Annotated in this window: 15 protein-coding genes; 6 read left to right on the forward strand and 9 right to left on the reverse strand. The window is 71.1% G+C overall.

The window, feature by feature from the left end:
- The coding region (locus tag T336_RS26705; RefSeq protein ID WP_167333652.1) for a transposase at window positions 1-152 on the forward strand (152 nt) is incomplete at its 5' end.
- A 190-nt stretch (window positions 153-342) separates the two neighbouring features.
- Here T336_RS26705 and T336_RS0113915 read toward each other — a convergent pair.
- From T336_RS0113915 to apbC, 8 genes are all read right to left on the reverse strand, one after another.
- Window positions 343-846 (reverse strand): group II truncated hemoglobin, encoded by a 504-nt coding sequence (locus T336_RS0113915; protein WP_026433016.1) that lies wholly within the window; start codon window positions 844-846, stop codon window positions 343-345.
- A 106-nt stretch (window positions 847-952) separates the two neighbouring features.
- Window positions 953-3,484, reverse strand: coding sequence for an ABC transporter permease (locus tag T336_RS0113920; RefSeq protein ID WP_026433017.1), 2,532 nt, complete (start codon window positions 3,482-3,484; stop codon window positions 953-955).
- Between the two features lie 116 nt (window positions 3,485-3,600).
- Window positions 3,601-3,993 (reverse strand): hypothetical protein, encoded by a 393-nt coding sequence (locus tag T336_RS0113925; protein ID WP_026433018.1) that lies wholly within the window; start codon window positions 3,991-3,993, stop codon window positions 3,601-3,603.
- A 127-nt stretch (window positions 3,994-4,120) separates the two neighbouring features.
- Window positions 4,121-5,362, reverse strand: a complete 1,242-nt coding sequence (gene fdhD / locus T336_RS0113930; RefSeq protein WP_026433019.1) for a formate dehydrogenase accessory sulfurtransferase FdhD — start codon at window positions 5,360-5,362, stop codon at window positions 4,121-4,123.
- A 7-nt stretch (window positions 5,363-5,369) separates the two neighbouring features.
- Window positions 5,370-7,709, reverse strand: a complete 2,340-nt coding sequence (locus tag T336_RS0113935) for an FdhF/YdeP family oxidoreductase (protein WP_026433020.1) — start codon at window positions 7,707-7,709, stop codon at window positions 5,370-5,372.
- A 163-nt stretch (window positions 7,710-7,872) separates the two neighbouring features.
- A complete protein-coding gene (locus tag T336_RS0113940; protein WP_026433021.1) occupies window positions 7,873-9,393 on the reverse strand; it encodes a methyl-accepting chemotaxis protein in 1,521 nt (506 codons plus the stop codon).
- A gap of 16 nt (window positions 9,394-9,409) precedes the next feature.
- Window positions 9,410-11,056, reverse strand: a complete 1,647-nt coding sequence (locus T336_RS0113945; RefSeq protein WP_026433022.1) for an OFA family MFS transporter — start codon at window positions 11,054-11,056, stop codon at window positions 9,410-9,412.
- Between the two features lie 200 nt (window positions 11,057-11,256).
- Window positions 11,257-12,348, reverse strand: a complete 1,092-nt coding sequence (apbC, locus tag T336_RS0113950; RefSeq protein WP_026433023.1) for an iron-sulfur cluster carrier protein ApbC — start codon at window positions 12,346-12,348, stop codon at window positions 11,257-11,259.
- A 123-nt stretch (window positions 12,349-12,471) separates the two neighbouring features.
- Here apbC and T336_RS0113955 point away from each other — a divergent pair, with 123 nt between their 5' ends.
- From T336_RS0113955 to T336_RS0113975, 5 genes are all read left to right on the forward strand, one after another.
- Entirely contained in the window at window positions 12,472-13,050 is a 579-nt protein-coding gene (locus T336_RS0113955) for a restriction endonuclease (protein ID WP_026433024.1), read from the forward strand.
- Between the two features lie 16 nt (window positions 13,051-13,066).
- Window positions 13,067-14,323 carry a patatin-like phospholipase family protein gene (locus T336_RS0113960; protein WP_026433025.1) on the forward strand — a complete coding sequence of 419 codons (1,257 nt, stop codon included), beginning with the start codon at window positions 13,067-13,069 and terminating at the stop codon, window positions 14,321-14,323.
- An 89-nt stretch (window positions 14,324-14,412) separates the two neighbouring features.
- A complete protein-coding gene (poxB, locus tag T336_RS0113965; protein WP_026433026.1) occupies window positions 14,413-16,164 on the forward strand; it encodes a ubiquinone-dependent pyruvate dehydrogenase in 1,752 nt (583 codons plus the stop codon).
- A gap of 101 nt (window positions 16,165-16,265) precedes the next feature.
- The gene (gene metG, locus T336_RS0113970; protein WP_026433027.1) at window positions 16,266-18,359 is read left to right on the forward strand and encodes a methionine--tRNA ligase; all 2,094 of its coding nucleotides are present in this window, start codon (window positions 16,266-16,268) and stop codon (window positions 18,357-18,359) included.
- Between the two features lie 11 nt (window positions 18,360-18,370).
- Window positions 18,371-18,688 (forward strand): hypothetical protein, encoded by a 318-nt coding sequence (locus tag T336_RS0113975; protein ID WP_051647224.1) that lies wholly within the window; start codon window positions 18,371-18,373, stop codon window positions 18,686-18,688.
- Here T336_RS0113975 and T336_RS0113980 read toward each other — a convergent pair.
- A complete protein-coding gene (locus T336_RS0113980; protein WP_026433029.1) occupies window positions 18,673-19,308 on the reverse strand; it encodes a YitT family protein in 636 nt (211 codons plus the stop codon). The two genes, T336_RS0113975 and T336_RS0113980, sit on opposite strands and share 16 nt — an antisense overlap.
- Window positions 19,309-19,397: the final 89 nt, after the last annotated feature.

The raw sequence follows: 19,397 nt of genomic DNA on the forward strand, positions 1-19,397 counted from the left end.
TGGAGCACCCGTTCCGGGTGATCAAGCAGCAGTTCGGTCACGCCAAGGTGCGCTACCGGGGCCTGGCCAAGAACACGGCGCGGCTGCAGGTGATGTTTGCGCTGGGCAATGTGTGGATGGCACGCCGGCAGTTGCTGGCGATGCAGGCATGAGTGCGCCTGGAATGCGCCCAAGGGCCGCTGCACGGGCCAAATCTGCCTGCTGGATGGGCATTTCGCGCGGGGAATCAGTCTGGTCTCGCACATCGCGAAAAATCACCCCCGATTCATCCCCGCCGCGGGGCGTCGGAAAGGGGTTTTGCAGACCTTCCCTAACATATTGCTGAGCGCAATAGCAGGCCCCTCACCCACCCCGATTCCTCATCCAATCCGCCGTCCCCATGAAACTCTCCCGCAGCCTCATCCGCAGCGCCTCGGGCACGCCGGTCTCCCCCATCGCCTGGTCCATACACGCCACCCACTGGTCGCGCTCCTTGATGCCGATGGAAAACGGCATGTGCCGCATGCGCAGGCGGGGGTGGCCGAAGCGTTCGATGTAGTGGTCCGGCCCGCCGAGCCAGCCGCAGAGGAACCAGAACAGCTTGTCGCGCGCATCGGCCAGGGTGGTGCCGTGCGCGGCGCGCAGCTCCTTGTATTCCGGCTCCAGGTCCATGAGGTCGTAGAAGCGATCGACGAGGGTGCGCACGGCGGGTTCGCCGCCGATCCATGCGAAGGGCGTGGCGGCTGGAGATGGCTGCTCCGCCGCCTTGGCAGGTGCTGCCGGGGACGGGGCCACAGCGGGAGTAGAGGCGGAGTCGGAAACGGAGGCCGGGTCTTGGGAAAAAAAAGAAGGATCGATCGTCGTCATCCGCGGACTATGGCACGCCTCGCCGAATCCTCCAGCGGGTCACGGGAGCTCATCCGTTCGATCCGTACCCTGCCCTCCTGCTCCTTCTTCTTACTCACCCATCCAATCACTCCGCTGCCCGCCGCAGCGTCTCCACCACCGGCCGCCGCAGCACCTCCCGCAATCCCCACCACCCCGCAGCCAGCGCCAGCAGCGCCCCCGCAAGGGCGCCAGCCAGGGGCACCCAGGGGGAGGCGGTCCACTGGAAGTCGAACACGTAGTGCGCCAGAGCCCAGCCCACTGCGACGGCGACGGTGCTGGCCAGGAAGCCCGCGAGCAGGCCGATGCCCGCCAGTTCGGCGCGCTGCACCTGGCGCAGCAGGCTGGCGCGGGCGCCTACGGCGCGCATGATGGCGAATTCGCGGGCGCGCTCTTCGCGCGTGGCGGTGACGGCCGCGAAGAGCACGACCAGGCCGGCGGCGAGCGTGAAGCCGAACAGGAATTCGACGGCCCGCACGACCTGCCCCAGCACGCGCTGCACCTGCGCCAGGGTGGCGCCCATGTCCACGTTGGTGATGTTGGGGAAGGCCTGCACCAGGTGGTTGTCGAAGCCGGGCGTGGTGGGCGCGCGGTAAGCCGCCAGGTAGGTGACGGGCAGCTCGGGCGGCATGCGGTCGGTGGTGTACATGACGAAGAAGTTGGCGCGCAGGGAGCTCCAGTCCACCTTGCGCAGGCTGGTGATGCGCGCCTCGCTGGCCACGCCGGCGATGTCGAAGCGCAGGGTGTCGCCCAGCTTCAGGCCCAGGGTTTCGGCGATGCCGTCCTCCACGCTGATCTCGCCGGCAGCGCCCTCCGTCCAGCGGCCGGCCACGACGGTGTTGTGCTCCGGCGCCTTCGCGGCGTTGGAGAGGTTGAATTCGCGGTCCACGAGGCGCCTGGCGCGGTCGTCGGCGTAGTCCTGCGGGCCCACCTCGCGGCCATTGATGGCGACGAGGCGGCCGCGGATCATGGGGAACCAGTCGTAGCGGCGCACGCCCGCGTCGCGCAGCGCGGCCTGGAAGGCGTCGGCCTGGTCGGGCATGACGTTGATGACGAAGCGGTCCGGCGCGTCGGCCGGGGTGGCGCGCTGCCAGCTGTCGATGAGGTCGGTGCGCAGCAAGACGAGCAGCACCAGGGCGAGCAGGCCCACGGCCAGGCTGCTGACCTGCACGACGGCATAGACGGGCCGGGCGGCGATCTGGCGCGTGGCCAGCACCAGCCAGCGCGGCGCCGTGGCCTCGTTGACGCTGGCGCGCAGCACCCTGACGGCCACCCAGCCGAGCAGCGCGAACAGCACCACCGCGCCCGCGAAGCCGCCCACGGCGATGAGGCCGAGCTTGCGGTCGCTGCTCACGGCCAGCAACAGTGCGGCGAAGCCGGCCACGCCCACGCCGAGCACGGCGAGCGATGCGGGCTTGAGGGCGCCCAGGTCGCGCCGGATGACGCGCAGCGGCGGCACGCGGGCCAGTTGCAGCACGGGCGGCAGGCCGAAGGCCATCATCAGGGTGAGCCCCATGCCGAAGCCGAAGGCCACCGGCCAGAGGCTGGGCGCGGGCAAGGTGGCTTCGACGAGGCCGGCGAGCAGCAGCACGAAGACGTGGTGCACCGCATAGCCCAGGGCCACGCCCACGGCGCTCGCGAACAGGCCCACCAGCGCGAACTCCACCACGTAGCCGCCCGCGATGCCGCGCTGGCTCTGCCCGAGCACGCGCAGCAGGGCGGCGGCGTCGAGGTGGTCGCTGGCGAAGCCTCGCGCGGCCAGGGCGACGGCCACGGCGGAGAGCAGCGCGGCCAGCAGGGCGACGAGGCTGAGGAACTTGCGGGCGCGGTCCAGCGTCTGGCGCATTTCCGGGCGGCCGCTGTCGAGCGATTCCACGCGCACGCCGTGGACGCCCGGCGCCTGCACGGCCTCGGCGGCCCAGGCGGTGTATTGCTGCACGGCGGCCGGCGCTTCGCCGGCCACGGCGAAGCGGTAGGTGAGCCGGCTGGCCGGCTGCACGAGGCCGCTGGCGGGCAGGTCGGCGGCGTTCACCATGGCGCGCGGCGCGAAGCTCATGAAGCCGGCCCCGCGGTCGGGCTCGATGGCGATGGTGCGCGCGATGCGCAGGCGCGCGTCGCCCAGCAGCAGCGGATCGCCCAACTTCAGGCCCAGGGACTCCAGCAGCGCGGGATCGACCCAGACCTCGCCGCGCGCCGGGATGTCACGCGTGGCCGCCGCGGGCGCGCCCTGTGCATCGGCGGTCTGCAGGCTGCCGCGCAGCGGATAGCCGGGCTCCACGCTCTTGAGGGCCACGAGGCGGCTGGCGCCGCCCTGGGCATCGTCCGCGCGGCCCATGGTGGGAAAACCGATGGTGGTCACGCCGCGCAGGCCCAGGGCACGCGCCTTGTCGATGAAGGCCTCGGGCGTGGGCTGGTCGCTGGCGATGACCACGTCGCCGCCCAGCAACTGCAGTGCGTCCCGCTCCAGCCCGCCCTGCAGGCGGTCGGAGAAGAACCCCACGGAGGTGAGGGCCGCGACGGCCAGGGCCACGGCGACGGTGAGCAGGCGCAGGCCGCCCGCGCGCAGGTCGCGCCGGAGCATGCGCCAGCCCAGCTGGATGAAGGGCGGCAGGGAGGTCATGGGCGGCTACCTTAGCGCAAACGCGGCAGCCCTCCGACGCGCCGGGACACCCGGCCGGGCAGGGGTGCTCTGCATGCCCGTCCGTGCACCAGGGGACACGGCAACCGGTGCGCCGGTCAGGCGCCGCCGATGCCGACGGTCACCCGGCCGGTGCCGGCGCATTCGGTGCAGGGCACGCCTGCGCGCCGGCCCGTGCCGCCGCAGGCGGGGCAGAGGTTCTCACCCGTGCCGGGCGTGCCGGGCGCGGCTTCATCGCCCGGCGCCAGCGGGGGCGTGGCCGGGCGAGGATCGCGCCCGCCCTGCCCTGCGGGCTGGTCGGATGCGCCCGGCCGCGGCGCCGCGCCGGCCGGGCCGCTGGCCTGCGGCGTCTCATTGTCGAACGCCGCGCCCGGGTCTTCCTCTCCTGCGACGGAAATGCCGAAGGAGAGCGGATCGCGGCCGGGCTGGCCGCCCGGCGGCTGCGGGTTGGAAGGGGACGGCGTGGGGGAGCCGGAAGATGGGGATGCCATAAGGGATGTGCCTCCTGAAGGGAAAGGCGGGCCGGGGCGCCAACGCGGCGCCGCAGCCCGTCCCCGGTTCGGGCAATTCGCATGCCCGGGCGCGGCGCCGGCGGTGCGACCGGCGTTGCCGCGCCGTTCAGGAATCCGTGCTGGCGGTGTAGCGGACTGCGCGCGGCGGGCGGCACAGACCCCAGAGCGCGATGCCGGCCTGGGCCGCCAGGTCCACGGCCAGGGAGGTCGGCGCGGAGACGGTGGCGAGCAGGGGGATGTCGAGCCGGGCGCATTTGCGCACCAGCTCGTAGCTGGCGCGGCTGGACATCACGACGAAGCCGTCCTCGCCGGAGCGCTCCTGCAGGGCGAGGCGGCCGAGCAGCTTGTCGAGCGCGTTGTGGCGCCCCACGTCTTCCAGCAGATCCGTCAATTCGCCTTGCGGCGTGGCCCAGGCCGCCGCATGCAGGGCGCCCGCGGCGGCGTTCAGCACCTGCAGGGCCGGCATGGCGGCCACCGCGCGCAGCACCACGCCGGCCGGCAGCGCCGCGGCCCAGGGGCGGGCGCGGACGCGTTCGGGCACGAGGTCCAGCGCCTGCAGGCTGTCGATGCCGCACAGGCCGCAGCCCGTGCGGCCGGCCAGCGCACGGCGCCGCTCCTTGAGGCGCGCGAAGCAGCGCGTGGCGATCTCCAGGTGCACCTCGCAGGCCACGCCCCCGCCTCCGGCCTGCGGGCCGCTGCGCGTGAACACCTCGATGCCGCGGCAGTCCGCGGGCGTGTCGATCAACCCCTCGCTGAGCGCGAAGCCCAGGGCGAAGGCCTGCAGGTCCGAGGGCGTGGCCATCATGACGGCATGCGAGAGGCCGTTGAAGACCAGGGCGACAGGCACTTCCGACGCCACGGCATCGTCCTGCCAGGCGGGGGCATCCGCAGGCGCTGCCCCGGCAGCGGCCAGCGTGTCGCCGGGCGCCCCGGCATGGCGCTGCACGGCACGCGCCACCACGGGCTCCGGCACGGGCGCGGCTGGCGCTTCATCGCCCTCCCCATCCTCGACGCCCCGGGCATCCGGGCCACCGGCAGCAGCCGGCATGGGGCATGCATCGGCCACCCCATGGGCCACCTCATCGGCCACTCCGCTGGCCGCCCGCGCACGCCCGGCCTCGGTGAGGTGGGCCAGCCAGCGGTCCCCGTCCTGGGCCACGCGTACCCATCCGGGCCCCGGCGTGCCGCCCAGCACGGCGTCGCCGAGCAGGTGCAGGCGGCGCAGCACGGCGCTGCCGGGCTGTGCCAGGCGCTTGGCAAGGCGCGGCAGGGACACGCCCTGCGGCGCATCGAGTTCGGCGAGCGCCGCGAGCAGCGCGGCGGTGATATCGTCGTCCGGAACGGCCAAGGCGGGCTCAGACGGCGGCAGGCGCCACTTCGGCGGACGGGCCCGCCGCCGCGGCCCCGGCCACCGCGGCGCTGGGCACCAGCACGACGGGGATGGACTTGGAGGTCGGCGTGCCCGCGTTCAGCGCCACGGAAGACAGCGGCACCAGCGGGTTCGTCTCGGGGTAGTAGGCTGCGAGGTTGCCGCGCGGGATGTCGTAGCCCACCAGCTTGAAGCGGTCGGCGCGCCGTTCCTGGCCATCGCTCCAGACGGTCTGGATATCGACCCAGTCACCGTCCTTCATGCCCAGCGCGCGGATGTCCTCGGGGTGGATGAAGACCACGCGGCGCTGGCCATAGACGCCCCGGTAGCGGTCGTCGTGGCCGTAGATGGTGGTGTTGTACTGGTCGTGCGAGCGCGTGGTGAGCAGCGTGAACACCACGGTGTCGCGGGTGCGGGCGCGGGCCTGGTGCACCGGCGTGTCCTGCGGCACCGGGTGGGCCACGAAGACGGCCTTGTGCGCCGCGGTGTTCCAGATGCGCTCGCTGGCCGTGTTGCGCAGGCGAAAGCCCCCCGGCACGGCGATGCGCTGGTTGAAGTCCTTGAAGTCGGAGAACACCTGCTCGATCTTGTCGCGGATGCGGGCGTAGTCCTCGATCATCCAGAGCCAGGGAACGCGGCTGCGCGCCCCCAGCGTGGCCGCGGCCAGCCGCGCGACGATGGCAGGCTCGGACAGCAGGTGCTCGGACGCCGGCGGGTTGATGCCCACGGAGATATGCACCATGCTCATGGAGTCCTCCACCGTCACGCCCTGCGGGCCGCCCGCCTGCATGTCGATCTCGGTGCGGCCCAGGCAGGGCAGGATCAGCGCCTCGCGCCCGTGCACGATGTGGCTGCGGTTGAGCTTGGTCGTCACGTGCACCGTGAGGTCGCAGCGCTGCAGCGCCTTCCAGGTCTCGTAGGTGTCCGGCGTGGCCGCGGCGAAGTTGCCGCCCAGCGCGAAGAAGACGCGCGCCTTGCCGTCCAGCATGGCCTGGATGGCCTCCACCGTGTCCACGCCGGGCTCGCGCGGCGGCTCGAAGCCGAAGACTTCCTGCAGGCGGTCCAGCAACGCGGCCGGGGGCTTTTCCCAGATGCCCATGGTGCGGTCGCCCTGCACGTTGCTGTGGCCCCGCACGGGGCAGGGCCCTGCGCCGGGGCGTCCGATGTTGCCGCGCAGCAGCAGCCAGTTGACGATCATCTGGATCGTCGCCACGGAATGCATGTGCTGGGTGATGCCCATGCCCCAGCAGGCGATGACGCTGCGGGCCTGGCGATAGACCTCGGCAGCGGCGCGGATCTGCGCCTCGGACAGGCCCGACTCCTGCTCGATGAGCGCCCAGGATTCGGCCCGCAGGTCCGCGAGCAGCGCCTCGACGCCCGTGGTGTGCTCCTGGATGAAGGCATGGTCCAGCACGCCGCCCTCGCGGTCCTCGGCCTCCACCAGGTGCTTCATCATGCCCTTGACCACGGCGAGGTCGCCGCCCACGCGCACCTGGAAGTAGTGCGTGCTGATCGGCGTGGAGCCCAGGGTGGCCATCTCCATCTTGCTCTGAGGATCGGCGAAGCGCTCCAGCCCGCGCTCGCGCAGCGGATTGAAGCTCACGATCTGCGCGCCGCGCTTGTGGGCCTCGCGCAGCTCGCCCAGCATGCGCGGGTGGTTGGTGCCGGGGTTCTGGCCGAAGATGAAGATCGCGTCGGCCTGCTCGAAATCCTGCAGCGTGACCGTGCCCTTGCCCACGCCGATCTGCGGGCGCATGGCGCTGCCGCTGGGCTCGTGGCACATGTTGGAGCAGTCGGGGAAATTGTTCGTGCCGTACTCGCGCACGAACAGCTGGTAGAGGAAGGCGGCCTCGTTGCTGGCCCGGCCCGAGGTGTAGAAGATGGCCTGGTCGGGGTCGGGCAGCGCGTTCAGGTGCCGGGCGATGAGCGCGAAGGCATCGTCCCAGGCGATCGGCACGTAGTGGTCGCTCGCGGCGTCGTACACCATCGGGTGCGTGAGGCGGCCCTGGTCTTCCAGCCAGAAGTCGCTCTGCGCGGCCAGTTCGGCCACCGTGTGGCGAGCGAACAGCTCGGGGCCCGCGCGGCGGGCCGTGGCCTCCGCCGCCACGGCCTTGGCGCCGTTCTCGCAGAACTCGAAGGTGGAGGCATGGTTGCGGTCCGGCCAGGCGCAGCCGGGGCAGTCGAAGCCGTCGGGCTGGTTGGCCGAGAGCAGCGTCTTGGCACCCTTGAGGGGGATGTCCTGCCGCAGCAGGGTGTTCTTCACGCTGTTGAGCGCGCCCCAGCCTCCCGCCGGGCCTTTGTAGAACTCGATTTTCTGTTCGCTCATCGTGGTCTCCTTGGAACGGAATCATCGCGGATGGATGAAGCATGGCCGCCCGCATCGCGCCGGACGCACGGCCCACAGGCTACGCCGGAGGCACAGGCCCTTGCAGGCGCCGGGTTATCGCGGCGCGGCGCATGGCCGCCAGCAGTCCGACGGGGCCGCGCGCTCATGCGGGGGTCCTGAATTTCGCGGCCGCATCGGCCAGGCCCGCCGCCTGCTCGCGCATGCGCAGCGCCGCCGCCGCGGCCTGCTCGACCAGGGCGGCGTTCTGCTGGGTCATCTGCTCGATGCGGCCCACGCTGTCATGGATGCCCTCGATGCCCTGGCTCTGCTCGCTGCTCGCCGCGGCGATGCCTTCGATCAGCCGGGTCACGTCGCCGATGGAGCCGGCGATCCCCTGCATGGACGTGCGCGCCGCATCCACGAGGCCGCTGCCGCCGTCCGCCCGCTCCACCGACGCCGCGATCAGCGTGCGGATCTCCCGCGCGGAGCCGGCAGAGCGCTGCGCGAGCGCGCGCACCTCCGCCGCCACCACCGCGAAACCGCGGCCCTGCTCGCCTGCCCGCGCGGCCTCGACGGCCGCGTTGAGCGCGAGGATGTTGGTCTGGAAGGCGATGCCGTCGATGATGCCGATGATGTCCTGGATGCGGTGGGCGTCCTGCCGCATGCCGGCCATGGTCTGCACGACGCGCTCCACCGCCTCGCCGCTCTGCGCCGAGGCCTGCGAGACTTCGCCCATGAGGCCGTTCACCTGCCGGGCATGCTCCGCGTTCTGCGCCACGGTGGCCGTGAGCCGCTGCAGTGCCGAGGCCGCGGCGTTCAGCTCGCCCGCCTGCCGCTCGGTGCGCGAAGCCAGGTCGCCGTTGCCTTCGGCGATCTCGCGCGTGGCCACCCGCAGCGACTCGGCCCCCTGGCGCACCTGCGTGACCAGGCCGGTGAGGCCCACGCCGATACCGTTGATGGCCTGCAGCATCTGGCCCACCTCGTCCCGTCGATCGACGTGCATCTGCGTGGTGAGGTCGCCCGCGGCCACGCGCCGGGCCGCGGAGCAGCCCTCGGCCACGGGCCGGGTGATGCCGCGCCGCGCGAGGGCATAGACCACGGCGGCGACGACCGGCGGCAGGGCCACCGAGACAGCGAGCCAGGCCGGCTGCAGGGGCGGCAGCAGCGCCCAGGCCACGGCGCCGATCGCGTACTGCGCGGCCACCACCGACAGCGCCAGCCGCGCCGCCGCGCCCAGCGCAGGCATGGCGCTCACGTCCAGCCCTACGTAGAGCACGCCCACGACCTGGCCTGCCGCATCGCGGACCGGGTCGTAGCGGGTGAGGTTCTGCCGGCCGAACACCGTGGCGTAGCCGGCATACGGGCGCCCCGCGGCAAGGGCGCGATAGGCGGGGTGGGAGCGGTCCAGCAGCGTGCCCACGGCCCGTTCGCCATCCTGCTTGCGTACCGACGTGGCGATGCGCACGAAGTCGTCGCCCTGGCGGGCGAACACGGTGCCGCGCACGCCGGTCTGCCCGGTGAAGCGGTCGATGGCCGCGAAGTCGCCGTTCAGGACGCGGCCACCGCAACGCAGCACGGGCGGCTGGCCCGCGGGAGCAGGCTGCAGGTCGAAGCCGCCCTGGTGGACCGCGGCGAAGGCCCGCGCCACCGCGCGGATCCGCCGTGCGAGGCTTCCGGGCAGCATGCCGGCCTCCTCGCCTTCAGTGGAAGAACTTGGCCGCGCTCACCAGGGTCTTGTAGATGCCCCAGGCGAGCGGGATGCCCACGGCGGCCCAGGCGAAGGCGACCAGCGCCGGGCTGGTGGCACCGCCGCCCGAGCCGGCGCCGGTGCCGACCTCGGCCGCGACGGCCTTCTCGTGGGCCAGTTTCTTCTCGTGGGCCAGTTCCTCGTCGCTCATGAACCACTTGGCCGCCAGCGGGCGCACCATCAGGTTGGCGATCAGGCCGATCACCAGCATGCCCACGAGGATGTACATGGTCTGGTTGTAGACCTGCTCGCGCGGGATGCCCAGGCCCAGTTGGTACTCGCGCATGTAGTTCACCACGACCGGGCCCAGGATGCCCGCGGTGGCCCAGGCGGTGAGCAGGCGGCCGTGGATGGCGCCCACGAACTGCGTGCCGAACAGGTCGGCCAGGTAGGCAGGCACCGTGGCGAAGCCGCCGCCGTACATGGAAAGGATGATGCAGAACGCGCCCACGAACAGCAGCTTGCTGCCCGCGCTGGCGGAGCCCGGGATGCTCGCGTAGAGCAGGCCGCCCAGAACGAAGAACACCACGTAGGTCATCTTGCGGCCGAGCTTGTCGGAAAGGCTGGCCCAGAAGAAACGGCCGCCGATGTTGAACAGCGAAAGCAGCGCGGTGAAGCCGCCGGCCACGGCGGCGATGGCGGCGAGCTGGCCCTTGTCGAGTTCGCCGAACTTCGCGGGCACATTGATGAGCGAGCCGCCGAAGACTTCCTGCAGCATGGGCGAGGCCATGCCGATCACGCCGATCCCCGCGCTCACGTTCATGCACAGCACGATCCACACGAGCCAGAACTGCGGGATGCCCCAGACGCGCTTCACGTGCACGTGGCGCTGCGTGATCATCGCGTTGGCCGAGGGCGGCGGGGGCGTCCAGCCTTCCGGCTTCCAGCCCGTGGGCGGCACGCGGTAGCCGAGCGCACCTGCCATCATGAACACGAAATAGACGAGCGCCATCACCACGAAGGTCTGCATCACGCCGACGTCCGTGGGCGTGGAGAAGGTCTTCATCAGTTCCACGGCCAGGGGCGAGCCGATCATCGCGCCGCCGCCGAAGCCCATGATGGCCATGCCGGTCGCCATGCCGCGGCGGTCGGGGAACCACTTGATGAGGGTGGACACCGGCGAGATATAGCCCAGGCCCAGCCCGATGCCCCCGATCACGCCGGAGCCGAGGATCATGAGCCAGAACTGGTGCAGGTAGATGCCCAGCGCCGACAGCAGCATGCCGCCGCACCAGCACAGGGCCGAGACCACGCCGGCCTTGCGTGGGCCGGCGCGCTCCAGCCAGCCGCCCCAGATGGCCGCCGAGCAGCCCAGGAACACGAAGAAGAGCGTGTACATCCAGCCCAGGGTGGCTACGCGCCAGTCGCAGCCCGTGGCGAACAGCTCGGCGAAGAAACTCATGTCCTTCGGGCAGGCGGTCGCGCCCGTGCCCGCGGTGGACAGCGCCTTGGAGAGCGGCAGCCAGAAGACCGAGAAGCCGTAGGCCATGCCGATGCACAGGTGGATGGCCAGCGCGGCCGGCGGCACCAGCCACCGGTTGAAGCCCGGTCCCGCGATGATCCGTTCCTTGTCCAGAAAACCTGGTCGTGTGTCCGCCATGCCCGCTCCTTGTTCAGCAAAGTTCCGCTTTTCGTTCCGCAAGATGAAAAATCTGGAAACATTTTTCCAGAAGCGCGGAGTTTCAACGCTGCAGTTGACGCACGTCAATAGATCAAGTCAGCAAAAGTCATTGACTTTTTCTACTGAACGGGCGATCAACGAAGGAGCTTGCGCGGTGCCGCGGGCAAGGCCCAAGCGGCTCAGGTGTCCTTGCTGACGGAGATGGTGGGGAACTTCGAGGAAAAATCCCTGGCCTGGGTCGCGACCTTCGCGGCCACCTCGCGCGCCACCCGGCGGTAGATGTTGGCCACCTCGCCGTCGGGTTCGGCCACCACGGTGGGGGTGCCGCTGTCGGCCTGCAGGCGGATCTGCAAATCCAGCGGCAGGGCGCCCAGGTAGGCCATGCCGTTCTCCTCGGCCATGCGGCGGCCGCCGCCCTCGCCGAAGATGTGCTCGACATGCCCGCACTGGCTGCACACGTGGGCGGCCATGTTCTCCACCACCCCCAGGATGGGCACGCCCACCTTCTCGAACATCCTGATGCCCTTGCGCGCATCGAGCAGCGCGATGTCCTGCGGCGTGGTCACGATCACGGCACCCGTGAGGGGCACGCGCTGCGAGAGGGTGAGCTGGATGTCGCCGGTGCCGGGCGGCATGTCCACGACCAGGTAGTCCAGGTCCTGCCAGTTCGTCTGACGCAGCAGCTGCTCCAGCGCCTGGGTGGCCATGGGCCCGCGCCAGATCATGGCCTGGTCGGGTTCCACCAGGAAGCCGATGGACATCACCTGCACGCCATGGTTGCGCAGCGGCTCCATGGTCTTGCCGTCGGCGCTCTCGGGCCGGTCCGCGATACCCAGCATCATCGGCTGGCTGGGGCCATAGATGTCGGCATCGAGCACGCCCACGCGCGCGCCCTCGGATGCCAGCGCAAGGGCGAGGTTGGCGGCCGTGGTGCTCTTGCCCACCCCGCCCTTGCCCGAGGCGACGGCGATGATGTTGCGCACCTGCGGCAGCACCTGCACGCCGCGCTGGACCGCGTGCGCGACGATGCGCGTGGCGATGGTGGCGGACACCCGCTCCACGCCCGCCACGGTACGCGCCGCGGCCTCCAGTTCGCCCGCCAGGGCGGCTTCCAGGCTGCGGGCCGGGTAGCCCAGCTCCACGGTGAAGGACACGGCGCCGCCGTCGATGCGCAGGTCGCGCAGGGCGCGCGTGGAAACGAAATCCTTGCCCGTGTGCGGATCGCGTACGCTCGCGAGCGCCGCGAGTAGCGCCTGTTCAGTCACTGCCATATCGGTAAATCTCCTTGGGGCCGGGTAGTCTATTCCCTGCCCTCCACCCTCACGCGCCGCAGGACAATGCCGCGGTTTTTCGTTTTTTTCGCTTTTGAGGATTGCCGTTCCGTGAAACTGAAGATGGCCCCGAACTCGCTTTTCGCCATCCTGCTGCGCTCGCCGTGGTGGGTGAGCTTCCTCGCGGCGGGCGCCATCGCCCTGGCCTGCGGGGCGCTGCTGCCAGCGCACGTGGCGCCGTTCGCGGCCGTGGGCGTGCTGCCCCTGGTCGGCGTGGGCAGCATGGCGGCCTGGCGGCAATGGAACGCACCCAGCGCCGCGCGCCTGCAGGCGGCGCTGGACGAGGCCGGTGCCCTGCCCTGGCGCCTGCTTGCCGACCGGCTCGAGCGTGCCTGGCTGGCCGAGGGCTACACCGTCCAGCGGCTGGCCGGTGGCGCGGCGGACTTCCGGCTCGACAAGGGCGGGCATGCCGTGCTGGTGGGCGCCCGCCGCTGGAAGGCCGCCACCCACGGCGTGGAGCCCCTGCGCGAACTGCAGGCCGCGGTGCAGGCGCAGGATGGCGCGTCGGGCGCCTACCTCGCGCCCCTGGGCGCCGTGAGCGATGCGGCCCGGGATTTCGCGCGCAGCCACGGGCTGGACATCCTGGACGGCCCCGCCGTGGCCGCGCTGCTGCTCAAGGCCCCGGCCCGCACGGGTCGCTGAAGCGGCCGCCCCTCCCATGGCAGCCGCGCCGTCCCGAGCCACCGCGCAGCGCCCGGCCGGCCTCGTGCTCACGGGCGGCGGCGCACGCGCGGCCTACCAGGTCGGCGTGCTGGAGGCCATCTCCGACCTGCGCAAGGCCTGCGGCGCGGGGCGCGAGCCCAACCCTTTCCCCATCATCACCGGCACCTCCGCCGGGGCCATCAACGCCGCCGCCCTGGCCTGCGGGGCGGACCATTTCGACCGGGCCGTGCGGCGCATCGCCCACGTGTGGAGCGGCTTTCACGCACAGCAGGTCTATCGCGCGGACTCGCTGAGCGTGATGCGCAGCGGGGCGCGCTGGCTCACCCTGCTCTCGCTGGGCTGGGCGCTGGCCCGCTGGCGGCGGATGCGCCCGCGCTCGCTGCTGGACAACGCGCCCCTGGCGGAGCTGCTCTCCCGCCTGGTGCCGCTCTCGCGCCTGCCGCGCCTGGTCCGCGCGGGGCACGTGCAGGCGCTGGCCGTCACGGCATCCAGCTACACCTCGGGCGAGCACATCACTTTCTTCGAAGCCGCCGACTCGCTCGCGCCCTGGCAGCGGCAGCAGCGCCGCGCGGCACGGGGCCGCATCACCCATGACCACCTGCTGGCCTCGTCGGCGATCCCGTTCGTCTTTCCGGCCACCGCGCTGCAGCTGGACGGGCGGACCCAGTTCTTCGGCGACGGCTCCATGCGCCAGTCCGCGCCGATCGCGCCGGCCATCCACCTGGGCGCCGGCCGCGTGCTGGTGATCGGCGCGGGCCGCATGCACGAGCCGGCCGGCGACCTGTCCACGGAGACCGTGCCGGCCTACCCGACCCTCGCCCAGGTGGCGGGGCATGCGCTGTCCAACATCTTCCTGGATGCCCTGGCGGTGGACGTGGAGCGCGCCCAGCGCATCAACCAGACCCTGGCACTGATCCCGCCCGAGGCGCGGGCGCTGAGCCCGCTGCGGCCGCTGGAGCTGCTGGTGATCGCCCCGTCGCAGCGCCTGGATGCGCTGGCGGCCCGCCACGTGGGCGACCTGCCCGCACCCGTGCGCACCATGCTGGGCGCCCTGGGCGTGACCGCCAACGAGCGGGACGTGCGCGGAGCCGCGCTGGCGAGCTACCTGCTCTTCGAGCCCGGGTACACGCGCGAACTCATGGCCCTCGGCCGGCAGGACGCGCTCGCGCGCCGCGCAGAGATCTGCCGATTTTTCGGCTGGCACGACGCGGGCCAGCCGGTCCGGGCCTCGGCCCGGCAGCCTTCCCGCTGAAAGCGAAAACGTCCGACGCCCAGGGTCTGCACCAGTGGCGCCAGCGTTCCTAGAATGACCTGACCGCAACTTGCAGGGAGTTCCTGGCGATGGGCATTTTTGGTTCCTCCAAGGTGAAATCGGTGGCCGACCTCCTGGTCGAGACCCTGGCGCATGCCGGCGTGCAGCGCATCTGGGGTGTCACCGGCGACAGCCTGAACGCCATCAACGACAGCCTGCGCCGGCACGGCGGCATCGAATGGATGCACGTGCGACACGAGGAGGCCGGCGCCTTCGCCGCAGGCGCCGAAGCCCAGGTCACGGGGCGGCTCGCCGTGTGCGCGGGCAGTTGCGGGCCGGGCAACCTGCACCTCATCAACGGGCTCTACGACTGCCAGCGCAACCACCAGCCCGTGCTGGCCATCGCCAGCCACATCCCCTCCAGCGAGATCGGCCTGGGGTACTTCCAGGAAACCCATCCGACCGAGCTGTTCCGCGAGTGCAGCCATTTCTGCGAGATGGTGCAGGACCCGAAGCAGTTGCCCGAGGTGCTGCACCGCGCGATGCGCACCGCCATCGGCCGCCACGGCGTGGCCGTGATCGTGCTGCCGGGCGACGTCTCCACCCTCGACGCGCCCGAGGGCGCCCGGCCGGATTTCGCGCCGCCGGCCGCGCCCCGCCTGCTGCCGGACCCGGCCGCGCTCTCGGAGCTCGCCGCGCTGCTGAACGGCTCCGGGGCCGTGACCATCCTGGCCGGTGCCGGCACGGCCGGTGCGCACGACGAGGTGGTGGCCCTGGCGAGGGCGCTGGCCGCGCCCATCGTCCATGCCTTCCGCGGCAAGGAGCACATGGAATGGGACAACCCGTTCGACGTCGGCATGACCGGGCTGATCGGCTTCTCGTCCGGCTACCACGCCATGCGCGAGTGCGACACGCTGCTCATGCTGGGAACGGATTTCCCCTACCGCGACTTCTACCCGGAAGATGCGGCCATCGTGCAGATCGACCGCGATCCCGGCGCGCTGGGCCGGCGCGCGCAACTGCGCCTGGGGCTGGTGGCCGACGTGCGTGAAGCCGCCGCCCTGCTGACCCCGCTCATCGGGCCCGGCCGCGACACCGGCTTTCTCGACAAGGCGCGCGATCACTACCAGGCGGCGCGCAAGGAGCTGGACGCGCTCGCGTCACCGCGCGCCGGCGACGAGCCGCTGCACCCGCAGTTCGTGGCAGCCACGCTCGACCGGCTGGCGGCCGACGACGCGATCTTCACCTTCGACGTGGGCACGCCGGCCATCTGGGCCGCGCGCTACCTGCGCATGAACGGCCGGCGCCGGCTGCTCGGCTCCTTCAACCATGGCTCGATGGCCAACGCGATGCCGCAGGCGCTGGGCGCGCAGGCGGTGCGGCCCGACCGCCAGGTGGTGTCGATCTCCGGCGACGGCGGCCTCGCCATGCTGATGGGCGACATGCTCACGGCCGTGCAGATGAAGCTGTCGATCAAGATCGTGCTGATCAACAACGGCGTGCTCGGCTTCGTGCAGATGGAGCAGAAAGCTGCCGGCTACCTCGACACCAACGTCGCGCTGCAGAACCCGGATTTCAGCGCCATCGCGAACGGCATGGGCTTCCTGGGCCTGCGCGTCGCCCGCTCGGACGAACTCGAGCCCGCCCTGGTGCGGGCGCTGGCCCACGACGGCCCCGCCCTGGTGGACGTGCGGGTGGACCCGATGGAGCTGTCGATGCCGCCGAAGATCCGGGCCGCGCAGGTCAAGGGCTTCAGCCTGTACGCCGCGCGGGCGGTGATGAACGGCCGGGGCGACGAGATCGTCGAGCTGGCGAAAACCAACCTGCTGCGCCGCAGGTGACGGCGGCCGGCGCGGCGCCGGACCGGGGAGGCTCTTAAAATCATCCGTTGCGCCCGGAGCCGTCCGCCCGGGCCGCACTCCCCTCAGAAAGCCCGCTCCCGATGCCCGCACGCAAGATCTTCGTCACCACCGCCCTGCCGTACGCCAACGGCAACTTCCACATCGGCCACATCATGGAATACATCCAGGCCGACATCTGGGTGCGGTTCCAGCGCATGCAGGGCGCCGAGGTGAACTTCGTCGGCGCGGACGACACGCACGGCGCGCCGATCATGATCGCCGCCGAGAAGGCCGGCAAGACGCCGCAGCAGTTCGTGGCCGACATCGCCGCCGGCCGCAAGCCCTACCTGGAGGGCTTCCACATCCGCTTCGACAACTGGCACAGCACGGACGCGCCCGAGAACCATGAACTCGCCCGCCAGATCTACCGCGACCTGCAGGCCGCGGGCCTGATCGAGACGCGCACCATCGAGCAGTTCTTCGACCCCGAGAAGAACATGTTCCTGCCGGACCGCTTCATCAAGGGCGAATGCCCGCGCTGCCACGCCAAGGACCAGTACGGCGACAACTGCGAGAACTGCGGCGCGGTGTATGCCCCCACCGACCTGATCGAACCCTATTCGGCCCTCTCCGGCGCCAAGCCGGTGCTGAAAAGCTCCGACCATTTCTTCTTCCAGCTCTCCGACCCGCGCTGCGTCGCCTTCCTGCAGGAGTGGACGCAGGACGGGCGCCTGCAGCCCGAAGTGGCCAACAAGGTCAAGGAATGGTTCTCGGTGCGCACCAACCCCGACGGCACCACCAGCGAAGGCCTGGGCGACTGGGACATCAGCCGCGACGCGCCCTACTTCGGCATCGAGATCCCCGACGCGCCGGGCAAGTACTTCTACGTCTGGCTCGACGCGCCCGTGGGCTACCTCGCCTCGCTCAAGAACCTGCTGGAAAAGCGCGGCCAGAGCTATGACGACTATGTGGCCGACCCGCAGCTGGAGCAGTACCACTTCATCGGCAAGGACATCGTCACCTTCCACACGCTGTTCTGGCCCGCGATGCTGAAGTTCAGCGGCCGCAAGACGCCGGACGCGGTCTTCGTGCACGGCTTCCTCACCGTGAACAACGGCGAGAAGATGAGCAAGAGCCGCGGCACGGGGCTCGATCCGCTCAAGTACCTGGGCCTGGGGATGAACGCCGAGTGGCTGCGCTACTACCTCGCGGCCAAGCTCAACGGCCGCAACGAGGACATCGACTTCAACGCCGAGGACTTCATGGCGCGCGTCAACAGCGACCTGATCGGCAAGTTCGTGAACATCGCGAGCCGCGCCGCGGGCTTCCTCACCAAGCGCTTCGGCGGCAAGCTCGGCACGCCCGATGCCGACAGTGCAGCGCTGCTGGAGGCCCTGCGCGCCCAGGCCGGCGCCATCGCCGAGGCCTACGAGCGGCGCGACACCGCCCGCGCCGTGCGCGAAACCATGCTGCTGGCCGACCGCGTGAACGAGTACGTGGATGCGCGCAAGCCCTGGGAGCTCGCCAAGCAGGAAGGCCAGGAGGCCGCGCTGCAGGCCGCCTGCACCACCTGCATCGAGGCCTTCCGCCTGCTCACGCTCTACCTCAAGCCCGTGCTGCCGTCCCTGGCAGCGCAGGTGGAGGCGTTCCTGAACGTCCAGCCACTCACCTTCGCCGATGCGCCCGCCCTGCTGGGAGAGGGCCATGCCATCGGCACCTACCAGCACCTGATGCAGCGCGTGGACATCAAGCAGCTCGAAGCGCTTTTCGAGGTGCCGGCGGCCTCTGCCGCTCCTGCCGTGGCCTCGGCAGCCGATGCCGGAGCGGATGCACCGGGCGGCGAGGCGATCGCACCCACCATCACCATCGACGACTTCGCGAAGATCGACCTGCGCATCGCGCTGATCGTGAACTGCGAGCCGGTGGAGGGCTCCACCAAGCTGCTGCGCCTCACGCTCGACGTGGGCGAAGGCCGCCACCGCAACGTCTTCTCCGGCATCGCGAGCGCCTACCGCCCCGAGGAACTCGTGGGCAAGCTGACGGTGATGGTCGCCAACCTCGCGCCGCGCAAGATGAAGTTCGGCATCAGCGAGGGCATGGTGCTCGCGGCCAGCCACGGCGACGAGAAGTCGCACCCGGGCATCCATGTGCTGAATCCGTGGCCTGGGGCCACCCCGGGCATGCGGGTCCGCTGACCAGGACGGCCATGCCCTTCCCACCCTGCGGGCCAGGTGCCCTGCTGCGGCTGGCCTTGCCGGCTGCGCTGGCCATGCTCGCCGGCTGCACGGTAGTGAGCGTGGCCACCACGGCCGTCGGTGTCACCGCGAGCGCCGTGGGCCTCGCGGCCGATGCCGCCATCGGCACGGTGAAGATCGTCGGCAAGGGCGTGGGCATGGCGGCGGATGCCGTCACGGGCGGGGATGCCGACAACAGTGGCATCCACATCCGCGAGTCGATCCGTCCGGCCCCGGTGCAGGCCACCCCGGCAGCGCCGTACCCCGTCGCGCCCTATTCCCCCACGTAGCGCCCCGGCCGGTGGCTGATCCAGAGGAACACGCTCATCACCACCGCCGCCAGCACCGAATAGCCCACGCGCCCGGGCGGCACCACGAACAGGGCCAGCGCCAGCACGGTGCAGTCGATCGCCATCTGCACCTTGCCCGCACGGATGCCGTGCCGGTTCTGCAGGTACAGCGCGACGATGGTGGCCCCGCCCAGGCTCGACTTGTGCCGCGCGAGGAACAGGCAGCCCGTGCCCAGCAGCAGGCCGCCCAGCACCGCCGCGAACATCGGATCGAGGTAGTCCACGTGCATCACATGCGGAAATATTTCGGTGAGCAGCGACAGCAGGGCCACGCTCAGGAAGGTCTTGATGGTGAACTCCCGCCCCATGCGCGTCCAGGCGAACCAGTAGAAGGGCAGGTTGACGGCGAAGAACAGCTTGCCGAAGGACACGTCCGTCAGGTAATGCAGCAGGAACGCGATGCCGGCCGTGCTGCCGATGAGCAAGCCGGCCTGCCCGAACAGCATCAGGGCCATGGCCACGAACAGGGTGCCGGCGACCAGCGCCTGGACATCCTCGTAGCGGCCGTGCCGCAGCGAAGGAACGGGAACCGGAATGGGATCGGGCGGCGTGGACGGCATGGCAGGCAGGAGCGGCGGGAGGTGCAGGAAAGGAGGCGCAGAAGCCATGCAAGCGGCGGGCCAGCGGCCTGCTGCGGCACCTCCGCCGC

This window comes from Paracidovorax oryzae ATCC 19882 (assembly GCF_000687165.1).
GTDB lineage: Bacteria > Pseudomonadota > Gammaproteobacteria > Burkholderiales > Burkholderiaceae_C > Paracidovorax > Paracidovorax oryzae.

What these genes read in the sequence shown, in the direction of transcription:
- T336_RS0113915 (WP_026433016.1), bottom strand. Translation starts at nt 846, where the DNA reads ATGACGACGATCGATCCTTCTTTTTTTTCCCAAGACCCGGCCTCCGTT.
- T336_RS0113920 (WP_026433017.1), bottom strand. Translation starts at nt 3,484, where the DNA reads ATGACCTCCCTGCCGCCCTTCATCCAGCTGGGCTGGCGCATGCTCCGG.
- T336_RS0113925 (WP_026433018.1), bottom strand. Translation starts at nt 3,993, where the DNA reads ATGGCATCCCCATCTTCCGGCTCCCCCACGCCGTCCCCTTCCAACCCG.
- T336_RS0113935 (WP_026433020.1), bottom strand. Translation starts at nt 7,709, where the DNA reads ATGAGCGAACAGAAAATCGAGTTCTACAAAGGCCCGGCGGGAGGCTGG.
- T336_RS0113940 (WP_026433021.1), bottom strand. Translation starts at nt 9,393, where the DNA reads ATGCTGCCCGGAAGCCTCGCACGGCGGATCCGCGCGGTGGCGCGGGCC.
- T336_RS0113945 (WP_026433022.1), bottom strand. Translation starts at nt 11,056, where the DNA reads ATGGCGGACACACGACCAGGTTTTCTGGACAAGGAACGGATCATCGCG.
- apbC (WP_026433023.1), bottom strand. Translation starts at nt 12,348, where the DNA reads ATGGCAGTGACTGAACAGGCGCTACTCGCGGCGCTCGCGAGCGTACGC.
- T336_RS0113955 (WP_026433024.1), top strand. Translation starts at nt 12,472, where the DNA reads ATGGCCCCGAACTCGCTTTTCGCCATCCTGCTGCGCTCGCCGTGGTGG.
- T336_RS0113960 (WP_026433025.1), top strand. Translation starts at nt 13,067, where the DNA reads ATGGCAGCCGCGCCGTCCCGAGCCACCGCGCAGCGCCCGGCCGGCCTC.
- poxB (WP_026433026.1), top strand. Translation starts at nt 14,413, where the DNA reads ATGGGCATTTTTGGTTCCTCCAAGGTGAAATCGGTGGCCGACCTCCTG.
- metG (WP_026433027.1), top strand. Translation starts at nt 16,266, where the DNA reads ATGCCCGCACGCAAGATCTTCGTCACCACCGCCCTGCCGTACGCCAAC.
- T336_RS0113975 (WP_051647224.1), top strand. Translation starts at nt 18,371, where the DNA reads ATGCCCTTCCCACCCTGCGGGCCAGGTGCCCTGCTGCGGCTGGCCTTG.
- T336_RS0113980 (WP_026433029.1), bottom strand. Translation starts at nt 19,308, where the DNA reads ATGCCGTCCACGCCGCCCGATCCCATTCCGGTTCCCGTTCCTTCGCTG.